The following is a 12,095-nucleotide window of genomic DNA, read 5'->3' as shown; positions in this document are numbered from 1 at the left end:
TTATGAAGTATGGATGGAATTAAAAACTTGATTATAGACTTTGGTGGGGTGATTATCAATCTGACCCGTAACCGTTGCGTGGAGGCCTTTGAAAGTTTCGGTGTACCCAATGTCCGCGATTGTATTTTGAACAGCAAGGACTTGTTCATGCAGATAGAAATAGGCACTATCACATCGACGGAGTTCAGGGATGGGATCCGCCACCTGACCCGTCAGCATCTGACCGATGAACAGATCGATGCTGCCTGGATCGCCATGCTCGACGATATTCCCGCTTATAAGCTGGAACTGTTGATGGAACTTCGTAAGAAATACAACACGATGCTGCTCAGCAACACGAACGAGATCCATTGGCAATGGGCGGAAAAGAACAGTTTTGCTTATCAGGGTCATCATGCCAGGGATTTTTTCAATAAGATCTACCTTTCTTACGAGCTGAATATGCTGAAACCCAATGCTGATATCTTTGAATATGTATTGAATGATGCTGTGATAAAACCCGAAGAGACCCTGTTCCTGGACGATTCCGTCCCTAACTGCCGTACTGCAGAATCTCTGGGTATCCGTACGTATACACCCCAGGCCAGAGAAGACTGGTCGCATCTGTTTAAATAAATCTTAGCCGCTACCGAAAAGTTAATAAGACCGATTCAGAGAACCAATCTGTTTGTATGCTGTTTCTATAAGCATAAATCTAAACAAACATTTGGTGATTATGAATAAGTTAGTTTTTTCTACATTGTTATTATCCCTGTTTTTGGGTAGCTGTTCAAAAGACGATGATTGTCATTGTGTGAACAATGACGATTTAATAAGTCCGGAACTGGCCGAAATGATGGTTTCGACCGGAACTTCTACAACTTCTTTTACCGGGGTCCTGATGGTTTATCCTTGTGTGGAGGATTCCAGTTTGTATTATGGTAATTATTCCGGCAATGGTTCTTTAGGGCCTTTTAATGCAACATACACTATAAAGGACGGCTCCATTTATAAAGCCTCTATCCCTGTCAGGTTGCCTCTGGGCGATTATAATTTTTTATATTGGGGACTGGCTAAAAACAGCCAGACTGATTCCGTATATGAAGAAGCTGCTATCAGAGAACCGGGTTTACGGTTGGGCGCAGACCTGTCGGAATTGTATATGACTTTGCGGAAGGATAATTATCAAGATACGACTTATATGCCGGTATATGATTTCCTGCATGCGGTCAATCCTATTAAGGTCGGAACAGAAAAGATGCAGGCGACTTTGAAACATGTTGTAGCAGGTCTGAAAATCACTTTGACAAATAAAGACGGTGATAAGATGAACCCGAGCATTGCTTCCGCCCGTATTTTGATCGGTAATATTGCTTCCCAGCTGGATTATTATACAGCCGAACCCAGTGATTTCACGAAGACGATCGAGTTCCCTCTGTCTATGTCTGCCGATAGCCTGTTTATGTCAGCCAATTCGACAGTAATGGTATTCCCTTCCGCCGACAATCCTCCGTTGACCATCCTTCTGACTCTGAAGAACGGGCAGGAGAAACATTTCAGTAAGCCGTTGACGAATGCTTTGGTAGCCGGGAACCGCTTAACGCTCAATATAACATTAGGTGAACTGTATTCCGAAGAGACCTCTTCCGATGGTTTTGAAGTGGAGAACTGGACGGAAACGACTGAAAATATAGATTTCTCTACTTCGGCATCCTGATTCAATTATAGAAAAAAGTGAAACAGTAATGGCAAAGTCACTTTGGCTTCACAAATCCTACCGGGTTGCGCGGCTTATCAGACAGTTTCTTTTGGACTTGCAATTCTGCCAGAGTTTTATTGATTAATTCCAGTTGTATCCGGGTATCTTCGTTTATGTCGTTGTAGTCAGTAAAAACTTCCTCAATGTATTCTTTGAGTTCTTTTACTTCTTGCTGAAGTTCTGCGGTTTTATCAACAGGAGGGTTAGTGATCATTTGCCGCACAGCAACAAAGGCACGCATTATGTTGATATTCACCTGTATTGCTGTATTTGAACGGAGTACACTGCTAAGCATAGCCACTCCCATTTCTGTAAAAACAAAAGGCATGTATTTAAGGTGCTTTCCTTGTTCCATTTTTAAGGTCACAATTTGTGATCTTAAAGATTCCTCTTTTGTTAACTGAAACATGAAGTCTTCTGGGAAACGGTCAATATTACGTTTTACTGCCTGATTTAAGGTTCTTGTTTCTACTCCGTACATTTCTGCCAAATCACGATCCAGCATAACTTTATGCCCTCGTATCTCATAGATCTTACTTTGAATTATTCGTATTTCATTCATAGTTGGTTTTTTAAGATAATTATTAATATCATTGGTCGCAAATGTAATGAATTAATTGAAATTATCCCACTCTTCCAAACATGCTTTTCGTAAAAACTCAAATCTGACAATATCCGAACCTGTTGTTCTCTTTATTAGCACATTTCAACCTTCTTTCTTATATATCCTTCACTTTTAGTATATTATAGGACGTTCCTATATCATACACATCGTTGCCGTCTACTTTCTTTATGTATTTCACAACGCGGACGGTTACCGGGAGGATTATCACTTCGTACAAAGATTTCAGGACTGCCTGTGTTCCGATCATGATCAGTAGTTCCTTAGCCGGTATCAGTCCGGCGAAAGCTATCGGAAAAAAGATCATCGAATCAGCACTTTCACCGACTAAGGTCGAGACGATTGCCCGTACGGAAAAGTGTTTCCCGTTCGACGCAATTTTCATTTTACTCATAACATATGCATTCAGGAAAGAACCGACCAGGAAAGCGATCAGGCTGGCAATGGCTATGCGCGGCGCCATCCCGAAGACGAAATTAAATCCTTCTTCGCCTTCCCAGAAAGGGGCGGCAGGCAACATAACAGCCAGTTGGGCAAATCCGATAACCAGGAAATTGGATGCGAACCCGCTCCAGATGATCAAACGTGCTTTCTTGAATCCCCATACTTCGGCTATACAGTCGTTGATAATATAGGAAATAGGGAATACGATCAGTCCGGCAGTGGCGGTGATGCCGAATACCTGTACGACTTTTGTCTCTAAAAGATTGGAAGCTACCAGGCATATATTAAAGAGAATACCCAGCAGCATGAACGGGATTGTGACAGTTGTTCTCTGCATAATTCTTGTTTTTTACGAGGTTTATCAAGCACTCGGGAAAGCACGGGCTTTCCGTATCATGTCTTTTTATTTATTCAGGTTGCAAAGATAGTTATTTTTTTAGAATCTGTGCGAATAGGTCAGCCCTATTGCATGTTTGTAGTTGACAGGATCATATACATTAAATATATGGTAACGATAATATAGCTGTAACGTATTTTGCTTATTGATCTTATAATCGCTTCCGGTAGAGAGGCGGATACGCTCTGTGTACATATTCCCTTGGTGGCCGGTGTTATTGAACAATTCTCCGTAAACGAAAGGGGAGAAGCCTGTTTTACCGATTTTGTATGAAACGGTCAACATAGTCCTGAGATAATTTTTAGGATGTTGGCCGCCCGTCTTAAAAGTACTTTGAAATCTTTCCCGTAAAGAGAAAGAAAGGTTGCCGATCGGATAAGATGCCGAAGCATACACATAATAACGATTGCGTAATTCTTCCGAAGCTTTATACTGGCAAAGCAGCATATAGGCCACTCCGGCTTTTACATACGGATTGAATGTATAGTTGACTTCCCCTGTAGTCAGAAACCATTCTGCTTGCTTGAAATTGGATTTAGGGCGGATGTCTTCTTCAAATAAAAAGGAAAACTTATGATAAATCTTTCCCGACAAACTGACCTTAAATGCCATACCGGCTCCGTCTATTGCATATAAGGAAGAATGAAACAGAAGTATCCAAAAAGCAGACAGAATAAAGAAACGATTTCTTCTGAAATAGTTTTTCATGAGAATATGACGTGTTTTTGATTTAGATTCTTTGCAAAGATAAAGATAAAAGCGTTACTTTTGTTTCTTCTGGAACTTAATAAAATCATATTATGAAGAACATTAAGAAATGTTTTATGCTGGCAGTATGTATATTCACTGCATCGTCTCTTTTCGGCCAGCAGAAAGATTGGGCACAGTTTGGCCGTTACGCAGAGGCTAACAAGACAGTGAAAACTCCCTCTAAAGTAGTTTTCATGGGAAACTCGATTACAGATGGCTGGTGGTCGACCGATTCGTTATTCTTTAAGACAAATGGATTTATAGGCAGAGGTATTAGCGGGCAGACAACGGCAGAAATGCTGGTCAGATTCCGTGCAGATGTAATCAACCTGAAACCTAAGGCTGTCGTGATCCTGGCCGGTACGAATGACATCGCGCAGAATAACGGATATATAGCAATGGAGAATATCCTCGGAAATATAATCTCTATGGTTGAGTTGGCAAAGGCTAATAATATAGATGCGATCCTTTGTTCCGTATTACCCGCATACGAATTCGGATGGCGTAAAGGCTTGGAACCTGCCGGTAAAATTATCGAACTGAATAAAATGATCAAGGCTTATGCCGACTGTAACAAGCTGACTTATATCGATTATCATTCCCGACTGGCTGATGAAAGGGGAGGATTGCCCGAGAAATATTCAAAGGACGGTGTACATCCCACTTTGGATGGATATAAAATAATGGAAGAAATACTTCTTCCGGCACTGAAACGTTATTGACCGGATTATTTTATTATATTTGCTCCCGAATTATAAAAACAGTTTTTTGAAAACACTACATTCTACATCTATAAGTGCGTAATAACAGCCTATAACTCTTTATAGGCTGGCCACTTTTCTTTTTCGGATATATATCTTTATCCGAACCTTCTTTTTATTTTCTTTTTTGTACGAATAAAGTGTTCCCATAAGGGAGCATAATAACCATTAATATAAATAATCATGAATTTGAATGACGTACATGTCAGGAAGGCTACTTCCGACGATTTCAGTGACGTAATGAACGTCGAACGGCTTGCTTTCGGCGAGGAAGACGAAGCTCGACTGGTGAAGGATCTGCTTGCAGATGCGAGTGCCGAACCTTTTGTTTCGCTACTTGCCTGTTACCAGGGGGAAGCCATAGGGCATATTCTTTTCACCAAGGCCTTACTGGAGGGATCCAATCCTTCTCCTTCTGTGTATATCCTGGCTCCATTGGCTGTAAAACCAGCATATCAGAAGCAAGGAATTGGCGGTTTATTGATCCGCGAAGGGCATCGGATATTGAAGGATATGGGTGTAGAGTTGGTATTTGTTCTGGGGCATAAAGAATATTATCCCCGCCACGGATTTAAAGGAAAGGCAGAAGAGGCCGGTTATCCGCCTCCTTATCCGATCGAAAGCATCTATGCAGACTGTTGGATGTATCAGTTCCTCATCCCGGAAACGAAAGATTTCCCCAAAGGGAAAGTAAAATGTGCCGAAGCGTTGGATAAGCCGGAGTATTGGCGGGAGTAGGTTTAAGTAGATATATCAAAACAAATAAACCGGACGCAGATATCTTAGAATTCTGCGTCCGGTAAATACCGTCTTTTGATACAATTTCTTCTTGTCTTTTATTTGATTTCCAACACCGCCGGGCAATGATCCGAGTGTATAGCATCGTTCAATATGTAGGCTTCTTTCAGTAACGGCTTTACCGGTTCGCTCACCATGCAGTAGTCGATACGCCAGCCTTTATTGTTTTTGCGCGCATTGAAGCGGTAGCTCCACCAGGTATATTGCTGCTTGTCGGGATTCAGGAAACGGAACGTGTCGATAAATCCGGCATCGAGAAACCGTGTCATCCATTCGCGTTCTTCAGGAAGGAAACCACTATTGGTCGCATTCCGTACAGGATCATGGATATCTATCGGTTCATGGCAGATATTATAGTCGCCGCAAAGGATCAGTTGCTTGCGTGTTTTCTGTAATTCCACTACATAGTTCCGGAAATCTTCCAGCCATTCCATCTTAAACGCCTGACGTTCATCGCCGCTGGTTCCTGAAGGATGGTAGACGCTTACGACAGAGATATCGCCGTAATCTGCACGGATAAAGCGTCCTTCATTATCGTATTTCTCTATTCCCATGCCGGTTTCCACATGATCGGGTTCCTGCTTGGTCAGGATGGCAACGCCGCTGTATCCTTTCTTTTGTGCACTGAATAAATAGGCTTTATAGCCCAGAGCCTCGAATGCTTCTGCCGGAAACTGGTCCGGTTGCAGTTTGGTTTCCTGCAGGCAAAGTACATCCGGTTGCTGCTCACCGAGCCATTCGGGCAATCCCTTTCCAACGGCTGCACGCAGACCGTTTACATTGTATGTGATGATCTTCATATGAACTGTTTGTTTGTCCGTTTTTATATGAATTCAAAGATACGATTTAACGTTTGGATCTGCTAATATTTGTTTGATAATTCTGTAAGATGCCTTATATCCACAGATAAATAATATCTATTTCCCGAGGAAGCGGGTATCCAGATATTGAGTGAATTTATCTTTATACTGGTTGCCGATAGGGATATAAGTGTCCTTTCCGAAAATGATACGGTTATTGGCTACTGCCGTTATCTTTGAGAGGTTTACCATATACGAACGATGCACACGCATGAATTTGCCCGAAGGTAATTTCTCTTCCAGTAATTTCATGCTGATAAGAGACATGACCGGCTTCTGGTCTTCGGTAAAGATGCGGACATATTCATTCTGGCTTTCGATATACAGGATCTTGCTCATATCTATCCGGATCATTTTGTAATCCGCTTTGATGTAAAGGTCTTTGCTTTCCGACGGGCTGTTTTCATCTTTTACTTCAGGGACTATGGCGGATGGTTTTAGTAATTCCATCTGTCGCAATGCTTTGTTTGCCGCTTTCAGGAAATCGCCGTATCCGAATGGCTTTAGCAGATAATCGAGCGCATCCACGCGGAAACCTTCTACGGCATATTCCGAATAAGCGGTTGTAAAGATAACAAGCGGTTTCTTTACCAGCGATTTAACGAAATCCATCCCGTTCAGGTCCGGCATATTGATGTCGGCAAAAATAAGGTCGACGGGTTGCGAAGCAATCACGTCGAGTGCTTCGAGTGCACTCGAACAACTTTTGACCAGTTGAAGAAAAGGAACTTTTTCTATATAACCGGTTATTTGTGTGAGCGCCAGCGGCTCATCATCAATGGCAATACATCTGATCATGATTGTATGGGTATTATCAGTAAAACACGATATTCATTATTCTCACTTTGGATATCCAGCGTATAATCATTGTCGTATAACAAACGGAGCCGCTTCTTCACATTTTCAAGTCCTATCCCTTTGTGTTGTTCGGTCGCATTGTTGAAACTGCTGTTGATCACGAGGCATTCTATTTCGTTCTCTTTAACCTCCATCGACAGGTGGATGAATGACTTCCGGCGGTAACTGATCCCATGCTTGAACGCATTTTCAAGAAAAGAAATGAAGAGCAGGGGCGGAATCTGTATGTTCGGTATCTCTTCCGGGAGAGATACCCCTATTTCAACCTGGTCCGTATAGCGGAGTTTCATCAATCCGATATAATTATCCAGAAAAGCGATCTCTTTAGCCAGTGGCAAGGTGGGCTGGGTGGCATCATATAAAACATAACGCATCATCTTGGATAACTCAAGAACGGTCTCTTTCGCTTTTTCCGTATCCAGGTCGATAAGCGCATGGATATTGTTGAGCGTATTCATAAAGAAATGCGGATTGATCTGATGTTTCAGGTATTCCAGTTCTGTTTGTAAGGTATGTTTCTCCAGTTCCTTCATCCGGTGCTCGTCACGGATCGATTTGAACAGGAGCTTAATGGCGACATTCAGGCCGAGTACCAGGATAGCTGTCAGGATGAAGTTTACCATAGGAGAGATCATCCCCGGCATCTGCCACATCGGTGGGCGCATAGCTTGCCTGGGCGGTTCTTTCTCCATCGGGAATTTAGGTCCCGGCATTTCCTCTTTCGGCGGCCGGTTCATCATAAATTCGCGTGGCGGATGTTTCTCCATTCCTCCGGGTCGTTTGAGTTTGACGAAAGGATTCAAGGCAAATATCAGGCAGACGGTCAGCAAGGAGAATAGCAGGTAAAGCCATGACTTTTTCCTTATCAGTAAAAAAGGAATAAGCACATAATTATTGATCAGGAAAAGGATAAAGAAAGGTGCGATCATTTTCCAGGCGCGGAAAATATCGTTCCAGTTGATCGTCTCTCCGTTATATTTATGTTCCAGAAGCGGGGACACCAGAATGACTACCCAGATAATCAGGTAGATCAGGTTTTCCAGTAGCTTCTGTCGTCGTTCCTGTTTCTCCATTGCTGTCAGAATTTATATGAATATCCCAATCCTATCATATGTTTACCGTTTCCTTCGTCATCGTCTTTGAAGTTGACGTAACGATAATAGAGTTGTAACGAATTACGCTTGTTCAGCTTATATTTGCTTCCTGCCGTGTATTTCAACTTGTTCATCTTGTTTCCCTGCGGATCGTTCAGTGTATTGTATAGCTCGACAGAGGCAAAAGGCTCGAATTTACAATTCCTTATATCGTATTCCACCTCCAGGCGGCTGCGAAGATACAGTTTCGGGTTTGCCCGTTTGCTTGTTTCCTTCACTCCGACACGGTAGGTACTCTGAAAACGCTCCCGTAAAGATACGGTAAAGCGGTTAATACGGTAAGAACCGGTGGCAAAAAAATAATACCGGTGGCGCACTTCCCAACCTTTCGTCTCATGGTTATAGTTGATCAGGTTGTAGGCACCGCCTAATTTCAGGAACTTCCAGGGCTTATAGCTTAGTTCGAGTGTAGTCGAAAAACGGTCGACCTCACTCAGGTTATCACGCAGCCGGAAGTCTTCTTCCAGCGACAGGTTCAACCCGGGGATGATCCTTTTAGTAATGTCGGCGCTAAGGGAGGAGCCCAGGTCGTCCTGTGCTGAAAGAGTATGGATAGTCAGCAGGGAAGCGGTAAAAAATAGTATTTTTAGCTGTTTCATGATCGATGTATTTAAATGTTTTTATTCTCCTTCCCGAGGGAAACGGGTTACTGTATCGACCGAATTGATCTCCCTCACTTCGGATTCATAATATACCTTGATGAATGCCGCATCGCGCAGGAAATCGATATGCCCGATCTCAATCTTTTGTATATTCAGTCCGGTACGGTGGCGGAGGTCTGCTATCAGCTCTTTGCGTTTTTCCGGAACGATCAGCTGGATTTTATCATACAGGATCAGTTTGCAGGATACATGTTTCAGCCAGCGTTCGCTTTCCAGCAGCCAGGTGACAAGGATAAAGATACAGTTTGTCGCAATCAGTTCGGCATAACTGATCTGTACAGACAAGGCATTGATAACGGATAGGGCGATAATGATGAAGAGATACGTCATTTCGCGGATAGGGACCGATTCTGTCCGGTAGCGGATGATCCCGAAGATGGCAAATATACCCAGGGCAAAACCGATCTTCAGCTTCACGCTTCCCATCAGGATGATCAGGAAAAAGACACTGACATTGATCAAAGAGAATGTGAAATAGTAATCCCTCCGCCGGCTCTTCGGGTAATAAAAGAAATGGATGATGATCCCGACAATCACGAAGTTGAAAAAGAACCGGATAAGCAGCTGGGTAATCGCTTCCGTATCCATTACGGGAGTGCCCATCAACTGCGTTTCCTCTACGATATCAAATAATGTATCCATAAGAATAGTTTGCTAGTTTATTTATTTGAGTGAGTTTCTTTTTAAAGCGGTTGCGTTTGGCTTCCGGGTTCGTCAGGAGCATACCCAGGCAATATTTACTGATACTTACCGGGTGGATATGTAATTGCGAAAGGTTTACTTTGGCGCGGGAGGGGATATTTCCGTCCTGCTTCAGTTCGATAATGACCAGTCCGGGTAACGATTGTTCTTTTCCGGAAGAGAGATGGCGGAAGCAGAGATCCGTATCGATGGTAAGCCGTTCTGTTTTCTCCCGGTTGACCAGGGTGATACGGTTGAACTGGTTTTCAACCTGTAACGTTAAGTCTTGCAACTGAAAGGAAGCATGTTCATAAAGAAACACTTCTGCTTCTGTGACCAGGTATGAGTTCATAGAGGAGAGGGGCATCCGTACTTTTCGTGTTCTTCCTTTATTGTTTTTATCTTTTATCTCAAGGAAAGTCCGGCAGGAATCTATATAGGAACGCATGCGTATTTTTTCGCGGGTTTTACGTCCGTTCTGGTGTGCCAGATACATGGATAGTCCCGGTGTATCCAGATAGACGGTGCGATAGGGGCTGACACGTTTACCGTTTATTTCCTGTATATAATAGTCCTTTTGCAACAGGCGAAGGAAACAGACCAACTGCTCCGACGTTGTCGTGTACTTGGTATCTATCCGGTTCATCAGCCGGACACCCTCCATCTCACTCAGGGAGATGGAGGGGAAGCTTTTTAGAATAGTGTCGATAACCTTTTCTTCCATATTACTTTTCAGACTAATAACGAAACCTTTTACTAAACCTCTACATTGTGGTTTCAAAAATAGAGATGCTTTTATTGATAGGAAAAAATAATCAGTGAAGTGGCGGTTTTATTCAATGAAAATATTTTTTGAGATATAGGTAGGAGAGAAAGATTCATTAGTAGAAAGAAATGAAACAAAAAATCAGCAAAGTTGTCCGAAGGCTGGATTACTTTGCTGATTGAACATAATATGAACAAATTACAATCGTTCTATTTCTTCAACAGGCAGACTGGTACATTTGGCAATTGTTTCAACATCTATGCCCTGTCTTTTCATATTTACAGCAATCAGACGTTGTTCTTCCGCTTTGCCTTTCTCAAGCCCTTTCTCCATCCCATCCTCGAAGCTGGTATCGAGGGCCGCGGAAAGGTCACGTTCGACAGAGATGCTTAATTCATATTCCAGACGTTGATCGGGCGTCATACTCGCTACTTCCACAATGCTTTTAAGCTTGCGGAAAATTTGGTTGTTGAGTTCTTTGGGTAATCGTTCCATGATCTCGATATTGTTTAATACATATAACCACTTCTTATAAAGAGTGTCGCATAAACGCAAAGGTAACACAAATTTCGGCATTTCAAGATAAATCTCGTTGAGCGTTTCGCTGAAGGGCACCTTCAGTTCGCGGTCCATACGCACGATATCCCAGCGGTATTTCTCCGGGAGGGAAGGGTCCATAATATAATTCAGTACGCAAATAACATACACTTTACTAATGTGATAATTCCATTGTTTACGAATTTTTTCATCAGAGTCCTTTGCCAGCTTTTCCTTTACGATCATGGATTGTTGCTGGATTGCAAAAGAAGCATAGTATAACACCCTGTCTGAAAAGTATTTCTGCCGACTTTTCTGCATCTCTACGATGAAGACTTCCCCCTTTTCATTCTCACAGAAGATGTCGAATACGGCACGCCGCTGGTCTTGTTTCAGCCCTAACATCTCTACATTCCTAAAAGTGATGTCTACGATTACTTCTTGTTGAATTACTTCATTCAAGAAGCTGATGATAAGATCTTTACTTACTTCACTGCCGAAAATACGTTTCCAGCCGTAATCCGAGAAGGGATTGATAAATTTGTTCATAGCTAATTGTTTTTAGTTACCTCCTAATGGAGTTTCAACAAATATAGCCAATCTTTTTTTATTCGTTTATATTAATTGATTTATTTCATGGTAAATAGTAATCTGACAGAGTTGATACTCTGATATGGAAATGCACAGACTCAAATCTGATAATTTCTGAATCGAAATTTTCGGAACTCCTACCAGGCATAATCAGATTGTAGGACCAAATGTTTTGATCCTAGTTCTATATTGTACAATTAAAGAAATTAAGTTATACGCTGAGTTATACGTTTCCTATACGCTGCATCGATTGAATTTCAGGTATCCAAAACAAGTTATAAAACACAGCTTATACACACGAACCGGTCTCTCTTTAAATATAGATAGAAGTATCTTTAATATAGAATTTATAATAGGGTATTTTTTCAATTTTTTTCAGTAGAGGTCAAACCGTTCTCTAACGCTCTATTACAAAGTAAATCGTTTTCCAAAACATATATGTTTCGTTTGCAAATCATATATGTTTTGTCGTTAAA

General features: G+C 42.0%; 14 protein-coding genes. 4 read left to right on the top strand and 10 right to left on the bottom strand.

Annotation, left to right across the window (positions count from 1 at the left end; all coding sequences use genetic code 11):
* The first annotated feature begins 9 nt into the window (after positions 1 to 9).
* Positions 10 to 615 (top strand): HAD family phosphatase, encoded by a 606-nt coding sequence (locus tag DWW23_RS18375; RefSeq protein WP_122354907.1) that lies wholly within the window; start codon positions 10 to 12, stop codon positions 613 to 615.
* A gap of 100 nt (positions 616 to 715) precedes the next feature.
* Positions 716 to 1,696, top strand: coding sequence for a FimB/Mfa2 family fimbrial subunit (locus DWW23_RS18370; RefSeq protein WP_122354905.1), 981 nt, complete (start codon positions 716 to 718; stop codon positions 1,694 to 1,696).
* 37 nt (positions 1,697 to 1,733) lie between these two features.
* Here the strand turns inward: DWW23_RS18370 and DWW23_RS18365 are convergent, their stop codons facing one another.
* From DWW23_RS18365 to DWW23_RS18355, 3 genes are all read right to left on the bottom strand, one after another.
* On the bottom strand, positions 1,734 to 2,300 hold the full coding sequence (locus DWW23_RS18365; RefSeq protein WP_122354903.1) for an ORF6N domain-containing protein: 567 nt from the start codon (positions 2,298 to 2,300) through the stop codon (positions 1,734 to 1,736).
* A gap of 157 nt (positions 2,301 to 2,457) precedes the next feature.
* The gene (locus DWW23_RS18360) at positions 2,458 to 3,141 is read right to left on the bottom strand and encodes a queuosine precursor transporter (protein ID WP_122354901.1); all 684 of its coding nucleotides are present in this window, start codon (positions 3,139 to 3,141) and stop codon (positions 2,458 to 2,460) included.
* A 99-nt stretch (positions 3,142 to 3,240) separates the two neighbouring features.
* Entirely contained in the window at positions 3,241 to 3,909 is a 669-nt protein-coding gene (locus tag DWW23_RS18355; protein ID WP_122354899.1) for a DUF2490 domain-containing protein, read from the bottom strand.
* Between the two features lie 92 nt (positions 3,910 to 4,001).
* On the opposite strand from DWW23_RS18355, the gene DWW23_RS18350 reads away from it, so the two are divergent.
* Together DWW23_RS18350 and DWW23_RS18345 are read left to right on the top strand one after the other, a co-directional pair.
* On the top strand, positions 4,002 to 4,673 hold the full coding sequence (locus DWW23_RS18350; protein WP_122354897.1) for an SGNH/GDSL hydrolase family protein: 672 nt from the start codon (positions 4,002 to 4,004) through the stop codon (positions 4,671 to 4,673).
* Between the two features lie 222 nt (positions 4,674 to 4,895).
* Positions 4,896 to 5,450 (top strand): GNAT family N-acetyltransferase, encoded by a 555-nt coding sequence (locus DWW23_RS18345; RefSeq protein ID WP_122354895.1) that lies wholly within the window; start codon positions 4,896 to 4,898, stop codon positions 5,448 to 5,450.
* A 98-nt stretch (positions 5,451 to 5,548) separates the two neighbouring features.
* On the opposite strand, the gene DWW23_RS18340 is transcribed toward DWW23_RS18345, so the two are convergent.
* From DWW23_RS18340 to DWW23_RS18310, 7 genes are all read right to left on the bottom strand, one after another.
* Complete coding sequence (locus tag DWW23_RS18340; RefSeq protein WP_122354893.1) at positions 5,549 to 6,310, bottom strand: exodeoxyribonuclease III; 762 nt, start codon at positions 6,308 to 6,310, stop codon at positions 5,549 to 5,551.
* A 117-nt stretch (positions 6,311 to 6,427) separates the two neighbouring features.
* Positions 6,428 to 7,168, bottom strand: coding sequence for a LytTR family DNA-binding domain-containing protein (locus DWW23_RS18335; RefSeq protein WP_122354890.1), 741 nt, complete (start codon positions 7,166 to 7,168; stop codon positions 6,428 to 6,430).
* The gene (locus DWW23_RS18330) at positions 7,165 to 8,301 is read right to left on the bottom strand and encodes a sensor histidine kinase (RefSeq protein WP_122354888.1); all 1,137 of its coding nucleotides are present in this window, start codon (positions 8,299 to 8,301) and stop codon (positions 7,165 to 7,167) included. The genes DWW23_RS18335 and DWW23_RS18330 overlap by 4 nt, the downstream gene beginning before the upstream one ends.
* Before the next feature lie 5 nt (positions 8,302 to 8,306).
* A complete protein-coding gene (locus DWW23_RS18325) occupies positions 8,307 to 8,981 on the bottom strand; it encodes a DUF2490 domain-containing protein (protein ID WP_122354886.1) in 675 nt (224 codons plus the stop codon).
* A gap of 21 nt (positions 8,982 to 9,002) precedes the next feature.
* Positions 9,003 to 9,686, bottom strand: a complete 684-nt coding sequence (locus tag DWW23_RS18320) for a DUF4956 domain-containing protein (RefSeq protein WP_122354884.1) — start codon at positions 9,684 to 9,686, stop codon at positions 9,003 to 9,005.
* Positions 9,670 to 10,449: a polyphosphate polymerase domain-containing protein gene (locus DWW23_RS18315; protein ID WP_122354882.1), complete on the bottom strand. Its 780-nt coding sequence runs from the start codon at positions 10,447 to 10,449 to the stop codon at positions 9,670 to 9,672. The genes DWW23_RS18320 and DWW23_RS18315 overlap by 17 nt, the downstream gene beginning before the upstream one ends.
* Positions 10,450 to 10,689: 240 nt before the next feature.
* Positions 10,690 to 11,577 carry an Rpn family recombination-promoting nuclease/putative transposase gene (locus DWW23_RS18310; RefSeq protein ID WP_122354880.1) on the bottom strand — a complete coding sequence of 296 codons (888 nt, stop codon included), beginning with the start codon at positions 11,575 to 11,577 and terminating at the stop codon, positions 10,690 to 10,692.
* Positions 11,578 to 12,095: the final 518 nt, after the last annotated feature.

Origin of the sequence: Parabacteroides sp. AF14-59 (assembly GCF_003479515.1) — a bacterium.
In the GTDB taxonomy this organism is placed as follows: Bacteria; Bacteroidota; Bacteroidia; order Bacteroidales; family Tannerellaceae; genus Parabacteroides; species Parabacteroides faecis.
This window is presented reverse-complemented; position numbering and strand designations above follow the sequence as displayed.

Coding starts and splice junctions, on each gene's coding strand:
- DWW23_RS18325 (WP_122354886.1), bottom strand. CDS start 8,981: ATGAAACAGCTAAAAATACTATTTTTTACCGCTTCCCTGCTGACTATC.
- DWW23_RS18310 (WP_122354880.1), bottom strand. CDS start 11,577: ATGAACAAATTTATCAATCCCTTCTCGGATTACGGCTGGAAACGTATT.
- DWW23_RS18375 (WP_122354907.1), top strand. CDS start 10: ATGGATGGAATTAAAAACTTGATTATAGACTTTGGTGGGGTGATTATC.
- DWW23_RS18315 (WP_122354882.1), bottom strand. CDS start 10,449: ATGGAAGAAAAGGTTATCGACACTATTCTAAAAAGCTTCCCCTCCATC.
- DWW23_RS18350 (WP_122354897.1), top strand. CDS start 4,002: ATGAAGAACATTAAGAAATGTTTTATGCTGGCAGTATGTATATTCACT.
- DWW23_RS18370 (WP_122354905.1), top strand. CDS start 716: ATGAATAAGTTAGTTTTTTCTACATTGTTATTATCCCTGTTTTTGGGT.
- DWW23_RS18330 (WP_122354888.1), bottom strand. CDS start 8,301: ATGGAGAAACAGGAACGACGACAGAAGCTACTGGAAAACCTGATCTAC.
- DWW23_RS18365 (WP_122354903.1), bottom strand. CDS start 2,300: ATGAATGAAATACGAATAATTCAAAGTAAGATCTATGAGATACGAGGG.
- DWW23_RS18340 (WP_122354893.1), bottom strand. CDS start 6,310: ATGAAGATCATCACATACAATGTAAACGGTCTGCGTGCAGCCGTTGGA.
- DWW23_RS18345 (WP_122354895.1), top strand. CDS start 4,896: ATGAATTTGAATGACGTACATGTCAGGAAGGCTACTTCCGACGATTTC.
- DWW23_RS18335 (WP_122354890.1), bottom strand. CDS start 7,168: ATGATCAGATGTATTGCCATTGATGATGAGCCGCTGGCGCTCACACAA.
- DWW23_RS18360 (WP_122354901.1), bottom strand. CDS start 3,141: ATGCAGAGAACAACTGTCACAATCCCGTTCATGCTGCTGGGTATTCTC.
- DWW23_RS18355 (WP_122354899.1), bottom strand. CDS start 3,909: ATGAAAAACTATTTCAGAAGAAATCGTTTCTTTATTCTGTCTGCTTTT.
- DWW23_RS18320 (WP_122354884.1), bottom strand. CDS start 9,686: ATGGATACATTATTTGATATCGTAGAGGAAACGCAGTTGATGGGCACT.